Source organism: Neorhizobium sp. S3-V5DH, assembly GCF_004343065.1.
Lineage (GTDB): Bacteria > Pseudomonadota > Alphaproteobacteria > Rhizobiales > Rhizobiaceae > Neorhizobium > Neorhizobium huautlense.
The window spans coordinates 302,554-325,034 of the sequence record NZ_SMCL01000004.1; the positions used below are offsets into that span (position 1 = coordinate 302,554).

Genomic DNA, 22,481 nt, shown 5'->3' on the forward strand with positions numbered 1-22,481 from the left:
CAAATCGTCCGAAAGGGATAAGGGCCAGATGAGAGAGCCGGTTTCTGAGACGTTCGCCGACAACAAGGTCAACGAGTGGGATGGCGATACGCTTCGCGAGGAATGCGGCGTCTTCGGGATTCTCGGCCATCCGGATGCGGCAACGCTGACAGCGCTCGGTCTGCACGCCCTCCAGCATCGCGGCCAGGAGGCCGCCGGTATCGTCTCCTTCGACGGCTTGCGGTTCCACTCGGAACGGCGCATGGGCCTTGTCGGCGACCACTATACCGACCCCGCCACGCTTGCCCGTCTTCCCGGCAACATCGCCATGGGCCATGTCCGTTATTCGACCACTGGGGAAGTGGCCCTGCGCAACGTGCAGCCGCTGTTTGCCGAACTGGAAGTCGGCGGCATCGCGATTGCCCATAACGGCAATTTCACCAACGGCCTGACGCTCCGCCGCCAGCTGATTGCAGGCGGCGCCATCTGTCAGTCCACCTCCGATACGGAAGTGGTTCTGCATCTCATCGCTCGCTCCCGATACGCCTCGACGGCCGACCGTTTCATCGACGCGATCCGGCAGATGGAAGGCGGCTATTCCATGGTGGCGATTACCCGCACCAAGCTGATCGCCGCCCGCGATCCCACCGGCATCCGCCCCCTCGTGATGGGCGAGCTTGATGGCAAGCCGATCTTCTGCTCGGAGACCTGCGCGCTCGACATCATCGGCGCGAAGTTCGTCCGCGACGTGGAGAACGGCGAAGTGATCATCTGCGAGATCCAGTCTGACGGCTCGATTACCATCGATGCCCGCAAGGCCGGCAACGGCCAATCCGAACGGCTCTGCCTGTTCGAATATGTCTATTTCGCCCGGCCGGATTCGGTGGTCGGCGGCCGCAGCGTCTATGTCGCGCGCAAGAACATGGGCATCAACCTTGCAAAGGAAGCGGCGGTCGACGCCGATGTCGTCGTACCGGTGCCGGATGGCGGCACGCCTGCAGCCCTCGGCTTCGCTCAGGAAAGCGGCATTCCGTTCGAATACGGCATCATCCGCAACCACTATGTCGGCCGCACCTTCATCGAACCGACGCAGCAGATCCGCGCCTTCGGCGTCAAGCTCAAGCACTCCGCCAACCGCGCGATGATCGAAGGCAAGCGAGTCGTGCTGGTCGACGATTCGATCGTGCGCGGCACGACTTCGCTGAAGATCGTCCAGATGATCCGCGATGCGGGCGCCAAGGAGGTGCATTTCCGCGTCGCAAGCCCGATGATCTTCTACCCGGATTTCTACGGCATCGACACGCCGGACCGGGAAAAGCTGCTTGCCAACCAGTATGACAGCCTGGAAGCCATGTGCCGGTATATCGGCGCCGATTCGCTGCAGTTCCTGTCGATCAACGGCCTCTACCGCGCCGTCGGCGGCGAGGACCGGAACGACGCGCGTCCGCAGTTTACCGACCACTATTTTACCGGCGACTATCCGACCCGCCTGCTGGACAAGGATGGCGAAACGATGGGACGCAAGGTTTCGGTTCTCGCCAGCAACGGCTGAGACAAACGGACCCGTTTGCATTTCGCACCGAACGCTCTAGAAGGCTGCGGCAACGCAACCTTCTTTTTTATGCCGCGACAGGGTGAGGTGACGAGATGGACATTGACTTGAAGAACAGGATCGCGCTGGTCACCGGCGCCTCGCGCGGCATCGGCTATTTCACCGCGCTGGCGCTCGCCAAGGCCGGCGCGCATGTGATCGCGACCGCCCGCACCGTCGGCGGGCTCGAAGAGCTCGACGATGCAATCAAGGCGGTCGGCGGCACCGCCACGCTGGTCCCCTTCGACCTTACCGACATGGGCGCCATCGACCGGCTCGGCGCCTCGATCTTTGAGCGCTGGGGCAAGCTCGACATTCTCATGGCCAATGCCGGCATTCTCGGCGTCATTTCGCCGCTCGGCCATATCGAGGCGAAGGTCTTCGAAAAGGTGATGCTGACCAATGTCACGGCCACCTGGCGGCTGATCCGTTCGGTCGAACCACTGCTGACGAAATCGGATGCGGGCCGCGCGCTCATCCTGTCGTCCGGCGTCGCCAGCAATCCCCGCGCCTTCTGGGGCGCCTATGCCATGTCCAAGGCAGCCGTGGAGACCATGGGGCGCATCTGGGCTGCCGAAACCGAACACACGCCGCTCAAGATCAATCTCGTCAATCCGGGCGCCACCCGCACGGCCATGCGCGCCCAGGCCATGCCCGGCGAAGACCCGCAGACGCTGCCGCATCCTTCAGAAGTCGCCGAAAAGATGCTTTTCCTCGCTTCCCCCGAGATGAAGGAGAGCGGGCGGCTCTTCGTGGTGCGCGAGAACAGGTTTGTGGATTTCAAGGCCCCGGAATGAGGGACTACCGTCGCAGGCGGCGACACGGGGAATGCCTCACCCTCCCCAAATAGATAATGCACCACCCATCCCGGAAAATCCGATTTTCGGTTATCCTCTGAGTCCTGCGGTGGGACGCAGGACATCACGTGGGGGACAATTACATGAGAAACATCGCTTTCTGTTTCTTCGTCGCGGCCGTGCTTTGCGTTACGACCGGCATGTTCTGGGGCATTCAAATGGCGATCTCCGGCGATCATCTGATGGCACCGGCGCATGCGCATCTCAATCTCGTCGGCTGGACGACGATGGGCCTTTTCGGGCTCTACTATACCGTCACGCCGCAGGCAGCCGATACCATGCTGGCAAAAGTCCATCTGGCTTTTGCAATCCTCGGCGTGCTCTGTCTCGTGCCGGGCATCGCAATGGCGGTGTCTTCCGGCGGCGAAGCGCTTGCCGCGATCGGATCGATCCTCACGGTCATCTCCATGCTGATCTTTCTCGTGACGGTCGCCCGGAACGGCATCGGCTGCCGGGTGGCTTGACGCCATTGATCATGGCGCGGGCAAAGGGCCTTGACCAAAGTTCCTGCCCGCGCCATAACCTCTTCCATGAAAACGGCGATTTCCATTTGCGGGATCATTATTCGCTAGCGCAGTCGCTGGCCCGGCCGTTTTCGTCTCTCGAAAAGCCTTGAAGACAAACGTCCCGGTCCGGCACCGGCCGCTTTCTATGCAAGGTTTTGGGGAGATTTCGATGGGCGCCTCGCTCAAGTTCTACAATACGCTGACCCGCGAAAAGACGGCGTTTTCGCCGATCGATCCCAAGAGCGTGCGCATGTATGTCTGCGGCCCGACCGTCTACGACTACGCCCATATCGGCAATGCGCGGCCGGCAATCGTCTTCGACGTGCTCTTCCGGCTGCTGCGACATGTCTATGGCGAAGCGCATGTTTCCTATGCCCGCAACATCACCGACGTGGACGACAAGATCAATGCCCGCGCACTGCGTGATCACCCCGGCCTGCCGCTCAACGAGGCAATCCGCGCCGTCACGGAACGGACCGAGACGCAGTATCACGAGGATGTCGCGGCGCTGGGTTGCCTGGAGCCGACCGTCGAGCCCCGCGCTACCGACAATATTCCCCAGATGATCGAGATCATCGAGAAGCTGATTGCGCGCGGCCATGCCTATGTCGCGGCCGGCGAGGTTCTTTTCGATACGAAGTCGATGGGCGATTACGGAAAGCTCTCCAAGCGCCCGCTCGACGAACAGCAGGCCGGCGCCCGCGTCGCAGTCGACGCGCACAAGAAGAACCCTGGCGATTTCGTGCTCTGGAAGCTCTCCTCCGACAACGAACCCGGCTGGGAAAGTCCCTGGGGCCGCGGCCGCCCGGGCTGGCATATCGAGTGCTCGGCGATGAGCCGGCGCTATCTCGGCGAAGTCTTCGACATTCATGGCGGAGGGCTCGACCTCATCTTCCCGCACCATGAAAACGAGATTGCCCAGTCGCGCTGCGCCCACGGCACGGAAGTGATGGCGAATGTCTGGATGCATAACGGCTTCGTGCAGGTTGAAGGCCGCAAGATGTCGAAGTCGGAAGGCAATTTCATCACCATCTACGACCTGCTTCACACGGAGAAATTCGGCGGCCGCCAATGGCCGGGCGACGTGCTCAGGCTTGCCATGCTGATGACGCACTACCGCGAGCCGATCGATTTTTCGGTGAAGCGGCTGGAAGAGGCGGAGCGGCTGATTGCCCGCTGGCCGGCTGCCGATCCGGGCGGTGCCGCGCCTTGCGATACGGTGATCGAGGCGCTCGGCGACGATCTCAACACGGTGGCCGCCATCCAGGCGCTGCATGCGCTTGCCCATGAGGCACATGCCGACAAGACCCTTCTGCCGATCTTTGCGGCGAGCGCCAATCTGCTCGGCGTGCTGCCGCAGAAGACGGAAGTGGACGAGGCGCTCGCGTCTGCCGTCGATGCGCTGGTCTCCATGCGGCTCGAACTGTTGAAGGCGAAGAACTTTGCCGAGGCCGACAAGATCCGCAATGAACTGTCGGAGAAAGGCATCCAGCTCAAGGACGGCAAGGACGCCTCGACCGGCGAGCGGGTGACGACCTGGGAACTGAAGCGGTAAGATCAAATCGGCACTTGAGGAGGAAAAAGCGCTATGATCGACCACATGGGCATCACGGTTGCGGATTTCGACCGCGCCAAGGCGTTCTACGATGCGGCCTTCGCGCCGCTCGGGGCCTCGTTGCTGTATATGGTGCCGACGGAATATACGGGCGGCGTCAAGGTCGGCGGCTATGGCCGCGAGCGGCCGGTCTACTGGCTGCATGAGGGCACACCGCCGGCCGGCTACCACCAGCATATCGCCTTTACCGCCAACAGCCGCGCCGAGGTCGACGCGTTCTACAAGGCCGCAATCGCCGCCGGGGGCCGCGACAACGGCCCGCCCGGCCTGAGGCCACATTACCACCCCAACTATTACGGCGCCTTCGTCTTCGACCTTGACGGGAATAATATCGAGGCGGTTTGCCACTCGGCGGAGGGAAGTCCGGAATGACTGACCAAATCCATACCGGGGGGTGCCAGTGCGGCGCGGTGAGATATCGCGCGACGGGCGAGATCGGCTTTCCGCATCTTTGCCATTGCCGCATGTGCCAGAAGGCGGCGGGGAACTATTTCATGCCGCTCGGCGGGGTAAAGTGGGAGGATTTCGCTTTCACTCGGGGAGAGCCGGCCTGGTTCCAGTCCTCCGAAACCGTGCGGCGCGGCTTCTGCGAAAAATGCGGCACCCCGCTCTTTTACGACGGCAGCAGCGACCATATCAGCATCACGCTGGGTTCGCTCGACGATCCGCAAAACGTGAAGCCGCAGCTTCAGACCAACCTCGCCCGCAAGGTGTCCTGGTTCGGAGAACTCGACCACCTGCAGCACGACGCGGAGATGGACATGACGCCGGACCAGGAAAGGGCGGTGGCCAAAAGCACCCGGCAGCATCCGGATCACGACACCGACGCCTGGCCGCCGGAGGAAAAGCCATGAGCGATGCGGCAAGAACCGGCGGCTGCCAGTGCGGCGCCATCCGCTTCCGGCTCGAAGGCGAGCCTTTCGAACCCTCGATCTGCCATTGCCGCATGTGCCAGAAGGCCTTCGGCGCCTATTATGCGCCACTGGTGGCGATCGGCGAGGCGAGACTTACCTGGACGCGCGGAACGCTCAAATATTTCCAATCGTCCAATCACGTCCGGCGCGGCTTCTGTGCAGATTGCGGAACGCCCATGACCTACGAGGCGGCGGACGGAATCGCCATCTCGGCCGGCAGTTTCGACGACCCGGCATCGCTGCCGCCGGTCATTCAGTTCGGCGTCGAGGGCAAGCTTCCCTTCGTCGACCGGCTGCATACGCTGCCCGAGCGCCACACCCTTGATGATATCGACTCGGCTCCCTTCCTGAGCGACATTGTTTCCTACCAGCATCCTGATCATGATACCGAAACCTGGCCTATCGAACGGCCCGCGGAGAACAAGCAATGACAGAGACTTTGAGAACAGGCGGCTGCCAGTGCGGCGCCGTGCGCTTCCGGATCCATGGCGAGCTCGGCCGCGCCTCCATCTGCCATTGCCGCATGTGCCAGAAGGCTTTTGGCGGCTTTTTCGGGCCGCTCGTCAGCGCACCCAAGGACGGCGTTGAATGGACCCGCGGGGAGCCGAAATATTTCCAGTCGTCGGTCAATATCGATCGCGGCTTCTGCGAAAACTGCGGCACGCCGCTGACCTACCGCTATCCCGGCGGGCTGGAGCTTTCGATCGGCTCCTTCGACAATCGCGACGATCTCGCGCCGAAGATCCAGGTCAATTATTCGGCGCACATCCCCTGGGTAACGACGATCTTTGACCAGCCGGTCCGCGATGCGGCGGAAGACGCAGCCAAGCAGGAGCAGATCATTTCGTTCCAGCATCCCGACCACGACACGACCGCCTGGCCGTCCAAGGGTTTCTGAGATGGTCGACAATCCGAACCTGAAGATGCCGAAATGGCTTCTTTACGGGCTGATCGCCAAGGGCGCAGTGGTGGTGCTGGTCACGGCGGCGATCGTCGCCTACGCCTTGCTCGGTTAGCCGCGCTTGCCGCCAAAGCGCAAACGATCAATGAAGGACTTTTCATGACGGACATTTTTCGCACACCCTATCCGGAGATCGAACCCTACGAGACCGGACAGCTCGATGTCGGCGACGGCCACGTCATTTATTGGGAACGGATCGGCACCAAGGGCGCCAAGCCCGCCGTCATTCTGCATGGCGGACCGGGCGGCGGCTGTACGCCTGCCCAGCGGCGGATGTACGATCCGGCGCTCTACGACGTTTTGCTGTTCGACCAGCGCGGCTGCGGCCGCTCCACGCCGCATGCAAGCCTCGAAGCCAACACGACCTGGCATCTCGTCGCCGATATCGAGCGCCTTCGCGAAATGGCCGGCGTCGACAAATGGCAGGTCTTCGGCGGCTCCTGGGGCTCGACGCTGGCGCTCGCCTATGCCGAAACCCATCCCGAGCGCGTCACCGAACTTCTGCTACGCGGCATCTATACGCTGACCAGGCCGGAACTCGATTGGTATTATCAGTTCGGCGTCTCGGAAATGTTTCCGGACAAGTGGGAAGCCTTCGTCGCCCCCATTCCGGAAAACGAACGCCACGAGATGATGGCCGCCTATCACCGCCGCCTGACGGGATCCGACAAGGCGGAGCAGATCCGCTGCGCCAAGGCCTGGAGCGTGTGGGAAGGCTCCACCATCACGCTTCTGCCCGACCCGTCTCTCGCATCGAGCCATGACGACGACCATTTCGCGCTCGCCTTCGCCCGCATCGAGAACCACTATTTCATGAATGCAGGCTGGCTCGAAGACGGCCAGTTGCTGCGCGACGCGGTGAAGCTCAAAGGTATTCCCGGCGTCATCGTCCACGGCCGCTATGACATGCCCTGCCCGCTGAAATACGCCTGGCAGCTCTCGAAAGTCTGGACGGATGCGGATTTCCACATCATCGAAGGTGCTGGCCATGCGATGTCGGAGCCGGGCATCACCGACCGGCTGATCCGGGCGACAGACAGGTTTGCGGGGAAGAGTTGACAGCATTGCCATGCAGCCCCCTCACCCGTCCTCCACTCCGCTCGGCCACCCTCTTCCCAAGGGGAGAGGAGGGAATTGGGATCTCGCGGCAATTCCACCTTCCCCCTCGGGGAGAAGGTGCCCAAGGGCGGATGAGGGAGCAGCGGAATCCGGCTGCAGTCTCGAAATAACCTTGCTCCAGGAGGAGCACCCATGACACGCGAACGCATCTATCTCTTCGACACCACGCTCCGCGACGGGCAGCAGACGCCCGGCGTCGATTTTTCCGTCGAGGACAAGATCGCCATCTCCAACCTGCTCGACGAGTTCGGCCTCGATTATGTCGAGGGCGGTTATCCGGGGGCCAATCCGACCGACACCGCCTTCTTTTCCCAGAAACGGACCGTGACATCGAAATTCGTCGCCTTTGGCATGACGAAGCGCGCCGGCATTTCCGCCTCCAACGATCCGGGCCTCGCCGTGCTGCTGCAGGCGAAAAGCGACGCGATCTGTTTTGTGGCAAAGAGTTGGGACTACCACGTGCGCGTCGCGCTCGGCTGCTCCAACAAGGAGAACCTGGAATCGATCCGCGACAGCGTCGAGGCCGCGCAGCAGGCGGGAAAAGAAGCGCTCGTCGATTGCGAGCATTTCTTCGACGGCTACAAGGCCAATCCGGACTATGCGGTTGCCTGCGCCAGAACCGCCTATGACGCCGGCGCCCGTTGGGTGGTGTTGTGCGACACCAATGGCGGCACGCAGCCGGGCGAGATCCGCGCCATCGTCGAGGCGGTGATCGCGGCCGGCATCCCCGGCGCCTCGCTCGGCATCCATGCCCATGACGACACCGGACAGGCGGTCGCCAACTCGCTCGCCGCCCTCGAGGCGGGCTGTCGGCAGATCCAGGGGACGCTGAACGGCATCGGCGAACGCTGCGGCAATGCCAATCTCGTGACGCTGATCGGCACGCTGGCGCTGAAGGACGCCTATTCCTCTCGCTTCGAGACGGCGATCGACGCCGAGCGTCTCACCGGCCTCACCCATCTCAGCCATGCCTTCGACGAACTGCTGAACCGCTCGCCGCACCACCAGGCGCCTTACGTCGGGGCATCGGCCTTCGCCACCAAGGCCGGCATCCATGCCTCCGCCCTGCTCAAGGACCCGCGCACCTATGAGCACGTGACGCCGGAAAGTGTGGGCAACTTCCGCAAGGTCATGGTGTCTGATCAGGGCGGCAAGTCGAACTTCATCAACGCGCTGAAGCGGCGCGGCATCGAGGTCGGCAAGGAGGATCCAAAGCTCGACCAACTGATCTCGATCGTCAAGGAACGCGAGGCGTCGGGCTATGCCTATGAGGGGGCGGATGCGAGTTTCGAGCTTCTCGCCCGCCGCACGCTCGGCACGATCCCCGAATTCTTTTCGGTCGAAGGTTTCCGGGTCATGGTCGAGCGCCGGTTCGACAGCCACGGCCGCATCAAGATCGTCTCCGAAGCGGTCGTGAAGATCGCCGTCGACGGCGAGACGCATATGTCGGTCGCAGAAGGCGACGGCCCGGTCAACGCGCTCGACAAGGCGCTGCGCAAGGATTTCGGCAAATACCAGCACGAGATCGACGACCTCGTGCTCGCCGATTTCAAGGTGCGCATCCTCAACGGCGGCACCGAGGCGATCACCCGCGTCCTGATTGAATCGACCGATTCGAGCGGCGTGCGCTGGTGGACGGTCGGCGTCTCCGAAAACATCATCGACGCCTCGTTCCAGGCGCTGATGGATTCGGTGATCTACAAACTGATGAAAAACCGGGAGCTGGCGGGCAAGATCGCCGCTGAGTGAGGCCGGTCAATGGCAAGGGAAATGATCACCGAGATCGAGGACTTCTTCTCGAAAGGATGCGGACGCTGCGACCGCTTTGCGACAGCTGATTGCTCGACGCGGCAATGGGCTCACGGACTGAACGAGCTTCGCCGGATCTGCCTTGCCTCAGGGCTCGTCGAGACGGTCAAATGGGGGCACCCCTGCTATATGCATGCGGGCCGCAATATCGTCATCATCGGCGCCTTCCGCGGCGATTTTCGCCTCAGCTTCTTCCATGCGGCACTGATGAAGGACCCCGAAGGCGTGCTCGAAAAGCAGGGGCCGAATACCAAGCATCCGGACATGATCCGCTTTGTGGACAATGCACAGGTGACAAAGATGGAGCCGGTCATCCTCTCCTATCTGAAGGAGGCGATGGGCTATGCGCAGGCTGGCGTCAAACCGCCGAGGGAGGAAAGCGAAATCGAACTGCCCGATGAACTCGTCGAGGCGCTGGATTCCGATCCCGAGCTGGCAGAAGCCTTTCACGGCCTGACGCCAGGGCGAAAGAAAAGCTATGCGATCAATCTCAAGTCGGTGAAAAAGTCCGAAACCCGAGTTTCACGCATTGCAAAATTCCGCGACCACATTCTGGCGGGGAAAGGCGCATTGGAGCGGTAAGGCAAGTTTCGCAGGTGCCAATCGGCTCGCAGCGGCGAGACGGGTAAAAAAAATTTCGACGATCTCGATCACGATGTCGGATCGGGGGTGGCTGGTACGTCATCTTGTTACCAGGTCGGGATCAGACCTGAAGGACAACCACCAGGAGGACGACACGATGTCTAAGAACACCATTTGCCTGTGGTACAACAAGGACGCGGAGGACGCGGCCCGTTTCTATGCCGATACCTTTCCGGACAGCAAGGTCGGTGCCGTCATCCGCGCGCCCGGCAACTATCCCAGCGGAGAAGAGGGCGAGGTCCTGGTCGTCGAATTCACCGTGGCAGGTGTGGCCTGCATCGGATTGAACGGCGGCCCCATGTTCAAGCACAGCGAAGCCTTCTCGTTCCAGATCAGCACCGAGGATCAGGAGGAAACGGACCGCTACTGGAACGCAATCGTCGGCAATGGGGGTCAGGAAAGCGAATGCGGCTGGTGCAAGGACAAATGGGGTATATCCTGGCAGATCACACCTCGTATCCTGACCGACGCGCTTGCGGCGGGTGGCGAAGAAGCCAAACGCGCATTCGACGCGATGATGACCATGCGGAAAATCGACGTGGCCGTGATCGATGCGGCACGAAAAGGCAAAGGCGCGCCATGACTGCCGAGAAGATCAAAGGACCCGCTTCCTATTTTCCATCGATCGAGAAGAAATACGGCCGTTCTATCGGTGACTGGCAAGCGTTGGTAAGACAGCGCTACCCCGCCAAGCACATGGAGCTTGTCGACTTTCTGAAGAACGAACACGGAATGGGCCACGGACATGCAAATGCCCTCGTGGCTTATACGCTTGCCGAAGACAAGCGGGCCGCTTCGTGACGGAGCGGGCGTGAGGTGGAGCGCCCGTTCTAAATCTAAGCGACTTGGCTACGAACTCAAAACGGCGACGATCATGATGGCGGCAAAAGCGATGAACATGATGCTTCCGACTATGATCGTAACCAGCGCCTGCGCCGAGATATATGTTCCCGCCACCCCACCAAGCACGGCGGGCCAGGCACTTCCGCCTGTTTGCTGTCCCAGTGGATAGCCGCATGCCGGGCAAGCGAAAGCCTTGTCGGACACCTTGCCGTCGCATTCCGGGCAAACTGTCAGCGCCATGTCATTCGTCTCCAATGATAAACTGGACGCGGCGGTTCAACTGCCGGCCCTTTGGATCATCCATACCGTCCGCCGTATTATTGAGCGCGACAGGAAATCGCTCACCTTTTCCCTCTGAAGTCATTTCTGACGTCACGCCGCTTTCTGAAAGCCAGTTTTTCACCGAAATGGCCCGGCGGTTCGAGAGGCGGTCGTTATAATCATCGCTTCCTTTGGAATCTGTGTGGCCGATAATGGAAACGCGGCTTTCCTTCATCGCGCTCAAAACTCCGGCCAGCTTTGAAAGAACCGGACGCGCGTCGGGCCGGATGTCGGCCTTGTCAAAGTCGAAAAGGATATCGCTCGGCAGGTCGACGACAATGCGACCGCCCTCCGGTCTGGCGCCGAGGTCGGAAAGGGCCGCTTCCGTCCTCACCCGGGTCTCCTCATTCATATCTTGCAATCCAAACGAGGAACCTGCCGATGAAAACGATCCGCTGCTCGGCTCCATCTTCTCGGCAAAAGTCGACCCCGGAAACTCCATTTCGCGAAATACCGATTGCTGCTCCCCCAGGGACTCGCCGATGATCGTTACCGAGTAGTCCGACCCGGTGGCCGGAGTGGCCATGAGGAGAGCAAGGATGACAGCTGCCCTCATTTCTTCAGTTCCAACGGGATCGTCACCCCTGGCGCATTTGTGTCATCACCTGAATTTCCCGCATTAAAGACGAGTGCTATCTTCGTGACGCCTGCAGGAATGACACCGGGAAAAATAAGATCGCCTTCCATCGTCGTCCCGTTGACGACCCTCATCCACTTGTTGTCTGCGATCTGGCGCATGTGCAGGCGGTCCTGCTCCCCGTCGCCCCAGGATATGTAGGCATTCTCCTGATCGTTCATGTTGACGAAGTTGGTCTTGTGGCTGTCAAAGCTCGCCTGAAGGCGAACTTTCGTTGCATCACTGCCAACGGTTAGGGCCTTGACTTGTACGGTGAGGCCGACCGGCACGCTAACCTGTCCCCCTGACAGCAAGACGTTCTGCTCTTCCGCTAGCGCAAAACTGTTGAAGAACATTGTCGTGATAAAAACCAGATTTTTCAGCAAAAACGCCTCCTGCCGCACAAACCAAAACATCGCTATACCCCCTGGTGACGGAGACGATCGCGAGTTTCCTTGCTACCTAAGTCGCTCCCTGTTTTCAACGTCGGGCTGTAAAGAGTCGGCACTGGCGAGGGGCGGACCCAACTCTCAAATAAGTGGGTGAAGAGCCCGATGTGGCAGCAGCAAGAATGGCGTGGCGTCGAGCGATCTCGCGCAAAAAACATGCCCCTCCCCCTCAAACCTCCTCGAACGAAAGTCCCCAGTCCTCTTCGCCATACCATTCCTCCCCTTCAGGCGGTGTTTGCCAGCGAAAACTGCGCACCCGGTAGCCCCGTCGGCTCTGGAATGCCTCGGCAAGCCGCTCATGACGGCCGGCGGGAGGGGGTTCCTGTCCCTCCGCCCAGACAAAGGAAACCGGCTGCAGGAAACGCGCGCCGAAGCTTGTCGCCCGCCGCCGGTCGATGAGAAGAAACCCGGCCCGGCGGGTGAAGCCGGTCGGCTGGCCGTTCTCGATCGCCGGCACGCCGAGTGGAAACAGCAGCCGTCCGCCGACATCAAGATTGTCGATCCAGGCTTCGGGCGGGTGGTCGAGCGCGAAATTGGCGTAGATGACATCCGCATCCTCCGTCGGCCATTGCGTCGCATCGCCCTGGAAGACCTCGACCTGCGGATAAGGAGCAAGGTTTTTCCGCGCGCTTTGTGCCAGCGCCTCGTCGTATTCGACCGCAACGACCCGCCCCGTCGGGCCGACCAGCTCGGCGATGATCGCCGTATAATATCCGGTCCCGGCGCCGAGATGGGCAACCGTCTCCCCTTCCCTGATTCCAAGCGCGTGAAGGGCGCCCGCATGCAGCGAGGGCATGCCGTTGTTGACGCCGCGCTTGACGTCGATGCCGATCAGCGCGTCCTGATAGAGAACAACGGGATCGCTGGAAGCCAGCTGCCTGTAGTTGCGGAAATCGTTATAAAGCCAGGGCGGCGGTCCGACGAAATCTTCCCGCGCGACGGCGGAAAATGCAGCCAGCAGCCGGTCGCTGTCGGCAACTCCCGCCTTCGCTAATATCTGCCTGGCATAAAACTGGCGGTGCAGCGGCGCATCTTCGAAAGCCATTCAACACTCCACTTTTACGACACTGCGACGATACGATCTGAAGCCCATAAAATCGTGACAGATCATGGATCCTTCACCGAAATGAATTGGTTCAACTCAACCTATTCGTTTAGACCGGGCAATCACAGAACAAAATGTTGGAAACACCCTCATGGCTACCGATACCATTCCGGCTCCCGTCAAGAACGAGGATACGCCGCGCGGCTTCGCTTTCGGGCTGGCAGCCTATTTCCTGTGGGGGTTCCTGCCGATCTACATGAAGGCCGTCGCCCACATTCCGGCGCTGGAGGTGCTTTCCCACCGTGTGATCTGGTCTGTACCTGTCGCCGGCATCGTGCTGTTGGCCCTCGGTCGGACGGGCGACCTTAAGGCCGCGATCCGCTCGCCCAGAACGCTGGCGATGGCCGGCCTTACCGCCGCGCTGATCAGCGTCAACTGGATGACCTATATCTGGGCAATCAGCGTCGGCCGCGCGCTCGATACCGCGCTCGGCTATTTCATCAATCCGCTCTTTAGCATCTTCCTGGCAGCGGTGCTGCTGAAGGAAAAGCTTTCCGCTGTCCAGCTGGCAGCGATCGGGCTGGTGGCGGCGGCAGTCGCGATCCTCACCATCGATGCGGGCGGACTTCCCTGGGTTTCGCTGATATTGACGGTCAGCTGGGGATTCTATGCCTTTTTCCGCAAAACCCTGCCGGTCGGGCCTAACCAGGGATTCTTCCTGGAAGTCGCAATCCTCAGCCTGCCTTGCCTGTTTTACATCATCTATCTCGAAACCAGCGGTCAAGGCCACCTGATGCAAACGGGGCTTTCCGACAGCCTGCTGCTGCTGGTAAGCGGACTGGTGACCGCGGTGCCGCTGATCATGTATGCCAACGGCGCCAAGCTCCTGACCCTCTCAACGATCGCGATCATGCAATATATCGCGCCGACGATGATCTTCCTGATCGCCGTCTTCGTCTTCCACGAGCCGCTCAGCCTCGTGAAGCTCGGCGCCTTCGTGCTCATCTGGTCGGCACTTATCATCTACACCTGGTCGATGCGGCGCCAGACGCGCGGCAGCAGGGCCTGACCCCTCCGGAGAGAGCCATGCAGATCAGCGATATTCCCTTCGGCACCACCGACTGGAGCGCCGTGCCCAAAACGGAGCACAGTGGCGAGACCGGCCTTGCCGTCTGGCAGACACGTCATTTCGGCGGCATCAGGGCGCGGATGGTGGAGTATACGCCGGGCTATCTGGCGGACCACTGGTGCGTCAAGGGCCATATCCTGCTCTGCCTTGAAGGCGAACTGACCACCGAACTAGCCGACGGCCGCATTTTTACCCTGAAGCCCGGCATGAGCTATCAGGTTGCAGACGACGCCGAGCCGCACCGCTCCTCGACGGAGACCGGCGCGAAACTCTTCATCGTCGACTGAAGCCGGGTTCTCGCGCCGGAGCCCGCACGTCTCACAGACGCGAAATCACCGAGTCCTCGCCGCTCAGGCGGCCGCGGTCCTCACCATGTTCGAGGATCGCCGGGACGATATCCTCAATATCGGGAATGATGAGCGGCTGCACGAGATGAGCGCGGTGAATGAAGCCCTGTTCGCGCATGTGATGGATGAGGTCCAGCATCGGGTCCCAGAAGCCGCCGATATTGGCAAAGACCATCGGTTTTTCGTGCCGGCCAAGCTGCGCCCAGGTCATGATCTCGACGATCTCCTCCAGCGTGCCGATGCCGCCCGGAAGGGTCACGAAAGCGTCGGAGCGCTCGAACATCTTGTGCTTGCGGGCATGCATGTCCTCGGTCACGATCAATTCGTCGAGCTGACCCAGCGAATGACGGGTCGCCTCCATATCGACAAGAAATTCGGGAATGATGCCGGTAACCTGACCGCCGCTCGACAGAACGCCAGCCGCGACCGCGCCCATGATGCCCTTGGTGCCTCCGCCATAAACCAGCCGAAGCCCGTGGGCGGCAATGGATTTCCCGAGCGCGCGGCCCGCCGCGATATAGGCGGGGTCACGTCCGGGTTGCGAGCCGCAATAGACGCAGATGGATCGAATCGGCACAAGTTTTCTCCGTCACGCATTCAAAGGGAGGCATAGGCATGCCCGAATGTCGAAATTGACGGGAAACACCCGGAAGAGCAAGGGTTTATACCGTGAAAAGCTTGTGAAGACAGGAGGAAAGGGTTAATCCGAATATGCGACGCTAGGCCTAGTTCCTTTGATCCGGATCCTTCTGCCGGAAGGACTTTTGAGGCCCGTCGGGAGAGACATTGATGATAAAAAACCGTGCGGGCTTGCTGGCCCTGATCGTACTTGCCGCTGCATCGCTTCTGATGGTGTTCTTCGTATTGCCGAGGATCAGCCAGGACGCAAAGCCGATCGGCGAAGCGATCAATGCCGCAGGCGACGCCGTTAAGGAAGCAATCACCGATCCGCAGCAGACGGCCAAGGCGCCGGAAGCGCCCAAGACGGGCGATCAGGCGGCGGCTTCTGCCTCATCCTCTTCCACAAAACCCGACGCTGCAGCCTCGTCCACGCAACCGGCCACCCAGGCTGCGGCTGCGACACCCTCCTTCGACGTGCTGCGCGTCGAACCGGACGGCTCGACCGTGATCGCGGGCCGCGCCCAGCCGAATTCCAAGCTTGAAATCACCAATGGTGCCGCCGTCGTTGCCAAAGTCGATGTCGGCCCGAGCGGCGATTTCGCGGTCGTGCTCGACAATCCGCTGCCGCCCGGCGACCACCAGCTCGTGCTGAAGGCGATCGGCAAGGACGGCACCGCCGTCACGTCGGAAGAGACCGCGACCGTTTCCGTTCCCGCCGACAAGAGCGGCGAGCTGCTTGCCATGGTGACCAAACCGGGCAAGGCAAGCCGGGTGATGACCATGCCGGGGCAGAACCCGGCCTCTCCGTCGCAGCCCCAGGCATCGCAGCCAGGAGCCGGCCTGCCGGCGACGATCTCTCCCGCGTCTGCGCCCGCCGCTGCGGTCTCCGATGCCGCCGGAGCGCTGCCTGGCCTGCCTGCAGCCTCCTCGAACCTTGCCTCCTCGGCACCGAATGTCGGCGCTGCCTCGCCCGTCCCCGACAACGGCGCTTCCGCCGATCTGCGGGTGACCGCCGTCGAGATCGAAGGCGCCAAGCTTTTCATCGCCGGCGTCGCGAAACCGGGAGCGTCGCTTCGCGGCGAGGCCGACGGCAAGCCGGTCGGCAATGCGAAGGCCGGCCAGGACGGCAGCTTCGTGATCGAGGGGCTGACGGACCTTTCGGTCGGCGATCACCGGATCAGCGTCGAATCCCTTTCGGCCGCCGGCCAGGCGCTGTTGCGCGTCGAAGTGCCGTTCAACCGCCCGGCGGGCGAACAGGTTGCCGCAGTTGCCGGCTCGTCGGTCTCGACCTCGATGAGCGGTGTCGATGGCGGTGCCTTCGACAAGCTGCGCAGCGAGACGGCCCGCGCCTTCAACCTCCTCAAGGGTCTCTATGAGGGAGGCAAGACGCCGACAGCCGAAGAGGTCGCCGCCGCCCGCTCAGCCACCGGCATTGCGCTGAAGTCGCTGGCAGAATATCAGCTGCCGGCAGACGCATCGGCCGCCGCCCGTCCGATCACTGACGCCGCCGCCAAGGACGCCGCAGCGGCACTGGCGGCGCTCGACGCCTTGCCGAAAGATGCGGCAACCTTTGGCGCCGGCCTCAATCAGATCGCCGGCATGGTCGGCAAGGCGGTCGGTCCTGTCATTGCCTACCAGCTCAAGAGCGGCGCCGAAATGGCTGCCGCCGGCACAGGCGACACTGCCGGCGCAAAAACGATCCAGCAGGCGCCGCTCACCCAGAGCGAGCGCAATTCCGTGATCATCCGCCGCGGCGACACGCTGTGGCAGATTTCCCGCCGCCTCTACGGCCAGGGCGTCCGCTACACGACGATCTATCTCGCCAACCAGGATCAGATCGGCAACCCGGACATCATCCAGCCAGGCCAGATCTTCGGCGTGCCGGAGGAGTACCGCCCCGATTCGGAAGAGCTGCATCGGCAGCGCCTGCGCCCGAAGCGGTCGTAACCGGCCGCCTACGCCCCAACCGTTGAAGAGACACCCTTCTTCCGGCCTGCCGGGAGGGGATAAATTTCCTGTGCTCCAAAATTCTTTCGTCACGTCTCAATCGCTTAACGGCTTTTTCTTCCCCACCTCGTCCCCGCCTTCGAGACTTGCGCAACAATCATAGCGTCATCGGATGGGAAACCGGGTTCCGGAACCGGTCGCATCCACGGGTTCGAAACTCGGTTTCCGATGGCGGATGTGCAAGGCGAAAACGGAGGGCTGGGAAATCCTCCAAAAAGCGCCCGGGGCAGGCGGAAAGCCTGAAAATACCAATACCCCGAATACCCCGCCTGCCCCATTCCCCATTCCACCGCCCCGGAGATGTCCGGCGCGGATGAAGGTGTTTGCACCTTCCTGGCTGGAACAGGGCAAAACGATGCAACTCAGCAAGACGTTGCCAGCAACGCGGATCCCGACGATTGCGGCCTATGCCTGCTTCAAATAGCTTGCCGATCGCCCGCCCACCGCTCCAGGCGGATGCTCAAGCAGGAGAGCCAAAGATGAACCAGACACTCGCGCTGATCGCCCTTGTCGTTCGCGACTATGACGAGGCGATCGACTTCTACGTCAACAAACTGGGCTTCGTCCTGATGGAAGACACCTATCAGCCGGAACAGGACAAGCGATGGGTGGTCGTCAAGCCGCAAGGAGCCGGCAGCACGTCGCTGCTGCTTGCCCGCGCCTCCACGGCCCATCAGAGCGAATATATCGGCGACCAGGCTGGCGGCCGGGTTTTCCTGTTCCTGCGCACGGACGATTTTTGGCGGGACTACAACAATCTGGTGGGCGGCGGCATCGAATTTGTCCGGGAGCCGAAGGAGGCCGACTACGGAATCGTGGCAGTCTTCAAGGACCTCTACGGTAACCTGTGGGATCTTATCGAGTTTACGGACGGGAGAGCGTGAACCTCCACCGCTGCTGACGCCCAACTCGGGTTTGGCATTACATCTCCCGAACGGGACGTCCGCTCGGCAGATAACGCAAAGGCACTACTGGACATCGACAATGGTGAGTATGTATCAGTCTGCCAATCTTACAACTTATGAGGACAATGATGAGCCTTTTCAGGCGTACTCTTCTGGCCGCCGCGTTATTGCCCACGATCGCCCAAGCAGCGGACTGCCCGTCGTCGAAAACGGCAAAGAACGGTTTCATACTCGGGCGCCTTGAAGCGCTGAGTGAATTTCGGAAAACTAAAGGACCCCTTGTCCAAATAATCACCTCTTTTGGTGGACCGGACAAGCAGGTCGTCTATTCGTTCGAAGGACTGTTCGATCTTTCCCTTGAGGATCGAAAGGAAAGATATGCCAGATATCCCCTATCGGATCTGAGCAACATCCTTCCCCTCAAGAAGGGTGATCGTCATACTATCAATTTCGTGCCCTTTGACGCGAAGCGATCAGCAGACGACTGGGTGCTGGAACTCACCGTTACAGCAGAGGAAACGGTCGCCCTCGGTCGCTGCAAGTATGACGTGTTTCGTGTAAAACAGGAAACAAAGCAGAACGGGAGGACGACCGAAAACCTGAGCGTCCTTTATTCACCCGATCTTCATGTGACCCTTGCAAAGATCTATGACGAAGGCACCAGCAACCAAGTCATCGTCAGCTACGAGCACATCCGACCTTTGGTGCGTTGAAAAGACCAGGTCTGCGATCAGGCGCTCCCCAATGTTTGGCAGGCTGGGAGCCTTGATCGGTCCCTTCCTGGGAAGGCGCCGTCCTTGAGGCTTGCGCTGGATCTGCGCCCGGCGCTCACATTTCCCCCAGAAGCTCCCGATACTCCTCCTCGGGCCTGCCATAGGCGTCCCGGGCATAATCCTTCATCGCCTCGCGGTTTCTAATGACGATAAGGCCGCGTTCGGAGCGGATGAACCCGTTTCCTTCCAGGACATGAAGAGCCGTGGTGACGCTCGGACGTCTAACCGCCAGCATCAGCGCGATGTACTCGTGGGTGATAGCCAGTTCCGACCCGCCGACACGATCCTGCGCCATCAGCAGCCATCGTGCCAGCCGCTCATCGACCTGATGCACCGCATTGGAGAGGGCGGTATAGCTTACTTGAGTGGCCAGAACATGTACCGATTTCGCCAGCAGGTCCGCGAAGGGGCGGCTTTTTGCAAGCGCATGCCCAAAGGTCGCAATGTCGAGACGGTGACCCCAGCCTGGAGACTGAATTAGGACTTCATGCAAACTTTTCGCGCTGCTCACAGAGGGCGGCGTTGGGGCAAATCCATCTCGCCCCAACATTCCGGCTTCCGCCTTCTGTCCCTCTGCTGAAACCGAGACAATCGAGGCAAGCCCGCTTTCGAGAAAGTAGACATGTTCGATACTTCCCCCAGCTGGTGCAAGAAGAAAGTCCTTGGGGAGCTCGATCCTCTCCAGAGAAGACGAAAATAGTGAAAGCTCCGTGTCCGGAAGCAATCGAAGAAGTCTGTTCTTGAAATTGGAATTTTGCGGCGACGGCATAGTCTTGCCCTCCACTGGGGCAAGAGTAAATGCATCTCCTAGTCGCCCGCGCCCTTTTTATTCAAAGCAGACGATGACGATCCATATATCAACAATGAGGCCGAATGAAGCGCTCCGTACGACACCGGACTAAGCCGGACCTGCGATAGGAAGACAATTATATTCGATGCGATAATAAGAGGTATCAGCCGCTATGAAGCGCCCCACGATCCTACTGCTGGAAGATCAGCCGCTTGTTTCTTGGGACGTTGAGGAAATGCTACGCGATGCAGGTTTGGGCGAGGCAGTGATGATGGCTTCGTGTCGCGATGCGGAGGCCTGGCTGGTTGACAGATCACCGGACGCGGCCGTCCTGGACATCTTCCTGCGCGACGGCGAATGCGTTGAAATCGCGGAAACCCTCGTGAGGCGCAATATTCCCTTTGTCGTCCACAGCGCCCACAGCGAGCCGTCCGACGCCCACGCCGTGTTTCTCCACGGTCAGTGGATTTCCAAGCCGGCCGACCCGACCGAATTGCTCCACGCCATCCGCTTGTGCCTGCTGCAGGCTCATTGCGCCTGAGGAACAAAGCTCCACCCGCTTTCTGCCTGGCGGACGGCTGAGGTTCACACACCTCCCCCGCAAGGGCCCTGTACCGCAATAGCGAGCCGGAGGGCCGCATGTTTCATCAAACCGTCATTGCAACATTCTCCTCCGACCCTTATGTGCCGGGTGGCGTTTTGACGCGCCCTCGCGGAGACTTTCATGGCGGACAAGAAAAAGACCGTATCGGCGGATGCCAGCAATCCGCTCGGCACCCTCGTCAACCTGTGGCCCTATATGTGGCCGGAGGGCCGTGCGGATCTGAAGGCGCGCGTGCTCTGGGCGACCTTCTATCTTTTTCTCGCCAAGTTCGTGCTGCTCGCCGTTCCCTATTTCTTCAAATGGGCAACGGATGCGCTGAACGGCAGGCTGGACATGGCGGGGATCCTGCCGGCCTTCCTGCTCGGCGCCGTCATCCTTGTCATCGCCTATAATTTTACCCGCATCCTGCAGGTGGGGCTCAACCAGCTCCGCGACGCGCTGTTTGCCTCGGTTGGGCAACATGCGGTGCGCCAGCTCGCCTACCGTACCTTCGTCCATATGCACCAGCTGTCGCTGCGCTTTCACCTCGAGCGCAAGACGGGCGGGCTGTCGCGCGTCATCGAGCGCGGCACCAAGGGGATCGAAACGATCGTGCGCTTCACGATCCTCAACTCCGTGCCGACGCTTCTGGAATTCCTGCTGACGGCGATCATCTTCTGGGTCAGCTACGGCTTCTGGTACGTTCTCGTCACCGCCGTGACCGTCTGGCTCTATATCTGGTTCACCATCAAGGCGAGCGACTGGCGCATAGGCATCCGCCGCTCGATGAACGACAGCGATACGGACGCCAATACAAAGGCGATCGATTCGCTCCTCAATTTCGAAACGGTTAAATATTTCGGCAACGAGGAGATGGAGGCCAGGCGCTTCGACACGTCGATGGCGCGCTACGAAAAAGCCGCGACCGACGTCTGGACCTCGCTCGGCTGGCTGAACTTCGGCCAGGGGGTGATCTTCGGCCTCGGCCAGACGGTGATGATGGTCATGTCGGCGCTTGCCGTGCAACGCGGCGAGCAGACGATCGGCGATTTCGTCTTCGTCAACGCGCTGCTGATGCAGCTTTCCGTGCCGCTCAATTTCATCGGCTTTGTCTATCGCGAAATCCGTCAGGGACTGACGGACATCGAGCAGATGTTCGACCTTCTGGAGGTGGAGCCGGAAGTGGTCGACCGGCCGGACGCGAAGAAACTGGATATCCGCCAGGGGGCAATCGCGTTCAGGGACGTGCATTTTTCCTATGATCCGGCGCGGCCGATCCTCAAGGGCGTTTCCTTCGACGTGCCAGCCGGCAAGACGGTGGCGATCGTCGGCCCGTCGGGCGCCGGCAAGTCGACCATCTCCCGCCTGCTCTACCGCTTCTATGATATCCAGGACGGCACGATCACCATCGATGGCCAGGATGTCCGTGATGTCACTCAGCATTCGCTGCGGGCTGCTATCGGCATGGTGCCGCAGGATACCGTCCTCTTCAACGACACGGTCGCCTACAACATTCGCTACGGTCGCCCGAGCGCGACCGAAGAGGAGGTCCAGACGGCTGCCGAGGTGGCGCAGATCAGCCATTTCATCCGCACGCTTCCCGAAGGTTTCGATACGAAGGTGGGCGAGCGCGGCTTGAAACTTTCCGGCGGCGAGAAACAGCGCGTGGCGATTGCCCGCACGATCCTCAAGGCCCCGCCGATCCTGATCCTCGACGAGGCGACCTCCGCGCTCGACACCACGACCGAGCATGAAATTCAGTCAGCGCTCGATACGGTTTCGAAGAACCGCACGACGCTGGTCATCGCCCACCGGCTTTCGACCGTCATCAATGCGGACGAGATCATCGTGCTGCGCGACGGCCTGATCGCCGAGCGTGGCACCCATGCCGGGCTGCTCGCCCAGGACGGGCTCTATGCCTCAATGTGGAACCGCCAGCGCGAGGCGGTGCAGGCCGAAGAGCAGCTCAGGAAAGTGCGCGAAAGCGACGATCTCGGCATCATCCTGCGCGGCGCCCCCGCGGCGGAATAAGCTCTCCACGGATAAAAGGAAAACAATG

Annotated in this window: 26 protein-coding genes; 20 read left to right on the top strand and 6 right to left on the bottom strand. The window is 61.0% G+C overall.

The window, feature by feature from the left end; genetic code table 11:
- The first annotated feature begins 28 nt into the window (after positions 1–28).
- From purF to EDE09_RS09490, 13 genes are all read left to right on the top strand, one after another.
- The gene (purF, locus tag EDE09_RS09430) at positions 29–1,531 is read left to right on the top strand and encodes an amidophosphoribosyltransferase (RefSeq protein ID WP_132409971.1); all 1,503 of its coding nucleotides are present in this window, start codon (positions 29–31) and stop codon (positions 1,529–1,531) included.
- Between the two features lie 95 nt (positions 1,532–1,626).
- Positions 1,627–2,367, top strand: a complete 741-nt coding sequence (locus tag EDE09_RS09435; RefSeq protein WP_132409973.1) for an SDR family NAD(P)-dependent oxidoreductase — start codon at positions 1,627–1,629, stop codon at positions 2,365–2,367.
- A 143-nt stretch (positions 2,368–2,510) separates the two neighbouring features.
- A complete protein-coding gene (locus tag EDE09_RS09440; RefSeq protein ID WP_132409975.1) occupies positions 2,511–2,891 on the top strand; it encodes a hypothetical protein in 381 nt (126 codons plus the stop codon).
- Positions 2,892–3,102: 211 nt separating this feature from the next.
- Positions 3,103–4,488, top strand: a complete 1,386-nt coding sequence (gene cysS / locus EDE09_RS09445; RefSeq protein ID WP_132409977.1) for a cysteine--tRNA ligase — start codon at positions 3,103–3,105, stop codon at positions 4,486–4,488.
- Positions 4,489–4,521: 33 nt separating this feature from the next.
- The gene (locus tag EDE09_RS09450) at positions 4,522–4,920 is read left to right on the top strand and encodes a VOC family protein (RefSeq protein WP_132409979.1); all 399 of its coding nucleotides are present in this window, start codon (positions 4,522–4,524) and stop codon (positions 4,918–4,920) included.
- Positions 4,917–5,402: a GFA family protein gene (locus tag EDE09_RS09455; RefSeq protein WP_132409981.1), complete on the top strand. Its 486-nt coding sequence runs from the start codon at positions 4,917–4,919 to the stop codon at positions 5,400–5,402. Before EDE09_RS09450 ends, EDE09_RS09455 begins: the two co-directional genes overlap by 4 nt.
- Positions 5,399–5,893, top strand: coding sequence for a GFA family protein (locus tag EDE09_RS09460; RefSeq protein ID WP_132409983.1), 495 nt, complete (start codon positions 5,399–5,401; stop codon positions 5,891–5,893). The genes EDE09_RS09455 and EDE09_RS09460 overlap by 4 nt, the downstream gene beginning before the upstream one ends.
- The gene (locus EDE09_RS09465) at positions 5,890–6,360 is read left to right on the top strand and encodes a GFA family protein (protein ID WP_132409985.1); all 471 of its coding nucleotides are present in this window, start codon (positions 5,890–5,892) and stop codon (positions 6,358–6,360) included. The genes EDE09_RS09460 and EDE09_RS09465 overlap by 4 nt, the downstream gene beginning before the upstream one ends.
- Positions 6,361–6,522: 162 nt before the next feature.
- Positions 6,523–7,482 (top strand): prolyl aminopeptidase, encoded by a 960-nt coding sequence (pip, locus tag EDE09_RS09470; protein ID WP_132409987.1) that lies wholly within the window; start codon positions 6,523–6,525, stop codon positions 7,480–7,482.
- Positions 7,483–7,674: 192 nt separating this feature from the next.
- On the top strand, positions 7,675–9,291 hold the full coding sequence (gene cimA, locus EDE09_RS09475) for a citramalate synthase (protein WP_132409989.1): 1,617 nt from the start codon (positions 7,675–7,677) through the stop codon (positions 9,289–9,291).
- Positions 9,292–9,312: 21 nt separating this feature from the next.
- On the top strand, positions 9,313–9,933 hold the full coding sequence (locus tag EDE09_RS09480; RefSeq protein WP_132410109.1) for a YdeI/OmpD-associated family protein: 621 nt from the start codon (positions 9,313–9,315) through the stop codon (positions 9,931–9,933).
- A 157-nt stretch (positions 9,934–10,090) separates the two neighbouring features.
- On the top strand, positions 10,091–10,576 hold the full coding sequence (locus EDE09_RS09485) for a VOC family protein (RefSeq protein ID WP_132409991.1): 486 nt from the start codon (positions 10,091–10,093) through the stop codon (positions 10,574–10,576).
- Complete coding sequence (locus EDE09_RS09490; RefSeq protein WP_132409993.1) at positions 10,573–10,794, top strand: DUF4287 domain-containing protein; 222 nt, start codon at positions 10,573–10,575, stop codon at positions 10,792–10,794. The genes EDE09_RS09485 and EDE09_RS09490 overlap by 4 nt, the downstream gene beginning before the upstream one ends.
- Before the next feature lie 48 nt (positions 10,795–10,842).
- On the opposite strand, the gene EDE09_RS09495 is transcribed toward EDE09_RS09490, so the two are convergent.
- From EDE09_RS09495 to EDE09_RS09510, 4 genes are all read right to left on the bottom strand, one after another.
- On the bottom strand, positions 10,843–11,076 hold the full coding sequence (locus tag EDE09_RS09495) for a hypothetical protein (protein ID WP_132409995.1): 234 nt from the start codon (positions 11,074–11,076) through the stop codon (positions 10,843–10,845).
- 1 nt (position 11,077) lies between these two features.
- Positions 11,078–11,713, bottom strand: coding sequence for an OmpA family protein (locus EDE09_RS09500; protein ID WP_132409997.1), 636 nt, complete (start codon positions 11,711–11,713; stop codon positions 11,078–11,080).
- On the bottom strand, positions 11,710–12,189 hold the full coding sequence (locus EDE09_RS09505) for a hypothetical protein (protein ID WP_132409999.1): 480 nt from the start codon (positions 12,187–12,189) through the stop codon (positions 11,710–11,712). Before EDE09_RS09505 ends, EDE09_RS09500 begins: the two co-directional genes overlap by 4 nt.
- Positions 12,190–12,391: 202 nt before the next feature.
- On the bottom strand, positions 12,392–13,267 hold the full coding sequence (locus tag EDE09_RS09510) for a methyltransferase domain-containing protein (protein WP_132410001.1): 876 nt from the start codon (positions 13,265–13,267) through the stop codon (positions 12,392–12,394).
- Between the two features lie 151 nt (positions 13,268–13,418).
- Here EDE09_RS09510 and rarD point away from each other — a divergent pair, with 151 nt between their 5' ends.
- On the top strand, positions 13,419–14,336 hold the full coding sequence (gene rarD / locus EDE09_RS09515) for an EamA family transporter RarD (RefSeq protein ID WP_112801729.1): 918 nt from the start codon (positions 13,419–13,421) through the stop codon (positions 14,334–14,336).
- Between the two features lie 17 nt (positions 14,337–14,353).
- Positions 14,354–14,683, top strand: coding sequence for a DHCW motif cupin fold protein (locus EDE09_RS09520; RefSeq protein ID WP_132410003.1), 330 nt, complete (start codon positions 14,354–14,356; stop codon positions 14,681–14,683).
- 31 nt (positions 14,684–14,714) lie between these two features.
- On the opposite strand, the gene EDE09_RS09525 is transcribed toward EDE09_RS09520, so the two are convergent.
- Positions 14,715–15,320 carry a TIGR00730 family Rossman fold protein gene (locus tag EDE09_RS09525; protein ID WP_132410005.1) on the bottom strand — a complete coding sequence of 202 codons (606 nt, stop codon included), beginning with the start codon at positions 15,318–15,320 and terminating at the stop codon, positions 14,715–14,717.
- A 212-nt stretch (positions 15,321–15,532) separates the two neighbouring features.
- On the opposite strand from EDE09_RS09525, the gene EDE09_RS09530 reads away from it, so the two are divergent.
- From EDE09_RS09530 to EDE09_RS09540, 3 genes are all read left to right on the top strand, one after another.
- Positions 15,533–17,311, top strand: coding sequence for a LysM peptidoglycan-binding domain-containing protein (locus EDE09_RS09530; RefSeq protein ID WP_132410007.1), 1,779 nt, complete (start codon positions 15,533–15,535; stop codon positions 17,309–17,311).
- 539 nt (positions 17,312–17,850) lie between these two features.
- Complete coding sequence (locus EDE09_RS09535) at positions 17,851–18,255, top strand: VOC family protein (protein ID WP_105373711.1); 405 nt, start codon at positions 17,851–17,853, stop codon at positions 18,253–18,255.
- A gap of 149 nt (positions 18,256–18,404) precedes the next feature.
- On the top strand, positions 18,405–18,989 hold the full coding sequence (locus tag EDE09_RS09540) for a hypothetical protein (RefSeq protein ID WP_132410009.1): 585 nt from the start codon (positions 18,405–18,407) through the stop codon (positions 18,987–18,989).
- A gap of 115 nt (positions 18,990–19,104) precedes the next feature.
- Here the strand turns inward: EDE09_RS09540 and EDE09_RS28935 are convergent, their stop codons facing one another.
- On the bottom strand, positions 19,105–19,542 hold the full coding sequence (locus tag EDE09_RS28935; protein ID WP_348631311.1) for a helix-turn-helix domain-containing protein: 438 nt from the start codon (positions 19,540–19,542) through the stop codon (positions 19,105–19,107).
- Between the two features lie 469 nt (positions 19,543–20,011).
- On the opposite strand from EDE09_RS28935, the gene EDE09_RS09550 reads away from it, so the two are divergent.
- Both EDE09_RS09550 and EDE09_RS09555 read left to right on the top strand, forming a co-directional pair.
- Positions 20,012–20,380, top strand: coding sequence for a response regulator (locus EDE09_RS09550; RefSeq protein ID WP_105373714.1), 369 nt, complete (start codon positions 20,012–20,014; stop codon positions 20,378–20,380).
- Positions 20,381–20,563: 183 nt separating this feature from the next.
- Positions 20,564–22,453, top strand: coding sequence for an ABC transporter ATP-binding protein/permease (locus tag EDE09_RS09555; protein ID WP_105373715.1), 1,890 nt, complete (start codon positions 20,564–20,566; stop codon positions 22,451–22,453).
- Positions 22,454–22,481: the final 28 nt, after the last annotated feature.

Excerpts from the sequence above, each read along its gene's own strand:
- purF (WP_132409971.1), top strand. The coding sequence starts at position 29 with ATGAGAGAGCCGGTTTCTGAGACGTTCGCCGACAACAAGGTCAACGAG.
- EDE09_RS09435 (WP_132409973.1), top strand. The coding sequence starts at position 1,627 with ATGGACATTGACTTGAAGAACAGGATCGCGCTGGTCACCGGCGCCTCG.
- EDE09_RS09440 (WP_132409975.1), top strand. The coding sequence starts at position 2,511 with ATGAGAAACATCGCTTTCTGTTTCTTCGTCGCGGCCGTGCTTTGCGTT.
- cysS (WP_132409977.1), top strand. The coding sequence starts at position 3,103 with ATGGGCGCCTCGCTCAAGTTCTACAATACGCTGACCCGCGAAAAGACG.
- EDE09_RS09450 (WP_132409979.1), top strand. The coding sequence starts at position 4,522 with ATGATCGACCACATGGGCATCACGGTTGCGGATTTCGACCGCGCCAAG.
- EDE09_RS09455 (WP_132409981.1), top strand. The coding sequence starts at position 4,917 with ATGACTGACCAAATCCATACCGGGGGGTGCCAGTGCGGCGCGGTGAGA.
- EDE09_RS09460 (WP_132409983.1), top strand. The coding sequence starts at position 5,399 with ATGAGCGATGCGGCAAGAACCGGCGGCTGCCAGTGCGGCGCCATCCGC.
- EDE09_RS09465 (WP_132409985.1), top strand. The coding sequence starts at position 5,890 with ATGACAGAGACTTTGAGAACAGGCGGCTGCCAGTGCGGCGCCGTGCGC.
- pip (WP_132409987.1), top strand. The coding sequence starts at position 6,523 with ATGACGGACATTTTTCGCACACCCTATCCGGAGATCGAACCCTACGAG.
- cimA (WP_132409989.1), top strand. The coding sequence starts at position 7,675 with ATGACACGCGAACGCATCTATCTCTTCGACACCACGCTCCGCGACGGG.
- EDE09_RS09480 (WP_132410109.1), top strand. The coding sequence starts at position 9,313 with ATGATCACCGAGATCGAGGACTTCTTCTCGAAAGGATGCGGACGCTGC.
- EDE09_RS09485 (WP_132409991.1), top strand. The coding sequence starts at position 10,091 with ATGTCTAAGAACACCATTTGCCTGTGGTACAACAAGGACGCGGAGGAC.
- EDE09_RS09490 (WP_132409993.1), top strand. The coding sequence starts at position 10,573 with ATGACTGCCGAGAAGATCAAAGGACCCGCTTCCTATTTTCCATCGATC.
- EDE09_RS09495 (WP_132409995.1), bottom strand. The coding sequence starts at position 11,076 with ATGGCGCTGACAGTTTGCCCGGAATGCGACGGCAAGGTGTCCGACAAG.
- EDE09_RS09500 (WP_132409997.1), bottom strand. The coding sequence starts at position 11,713 with ATGAGGGCAGCTGTCATCCTTGCTCTCCTCATGGCCACTCCGGCCACC.
- EDE09_RS09505 (WP_132409999.1), bottom strand. The coding sequence starts at position 12,189 with ATGTTTTGGTTTGTGCGGCAGGAGGCGTTTTTGCTGAAAAATCTGGTT.
- EDE09_RS09510 (WP_132410001.1), bottom strand. The coding sequence starts at position 13,267 with ATGGCTTTCGAAGATGCGCCGCTGCACCGCCAGTTTTATGCCAGGCAG.
- rarD (WP_112801729.1), top strand. The coding sequence starts at position 13,419 with ATGGCTACCGATACCATTCCGGCTCCCGTCAAGAACGAGGATACGCCG.
- EDE09_RS09520 (WP_132410003.1), top strand. The coding sequence starts at position 14,354 with ATGCAGATCAGCGATATTCCCTTCGGCACCACCGACTGGAGCGCCGTG.
- EDE09_RS09530 (WP_132410007.1), top strand. The coding sequence starts at position 15,533 with ATGATAAAAAACCGTGCGGGCTTGCTGGCCCTGATCGTACTTGCCGCT.
- EDE09_RS09535 (WP_105373711.1), top strand. The coding sequence starts at position 17,851 with ATGAACCAGACACTCGCGCTGATCGCCCTTGTCGTTCGCGACTATGAC.
- EDE09_RS09540 (WP_132410009.1), top strand. The coding sequence starts at position 18,405 with ATGAGCCTTTTCAGGCGTACTCTTCTGGCCGCCGCGTTATTGCCCACG.
- EDE09_RS09550 (WP_105373714.1), top strand. The coding sequence starts at position 20,012 with ATGAAGCGCCCCACGATCCTACTGCTGGAAGATCAGCCGCTTGTTTCT.
- EDE09_RS09555 (WP_105373715.1), top strand. The coding sequence starts at position 20,564 with ATGGCGGACAAGAAAAAGACCGTATCGGCGGATGCCAGCAATCCGCTC.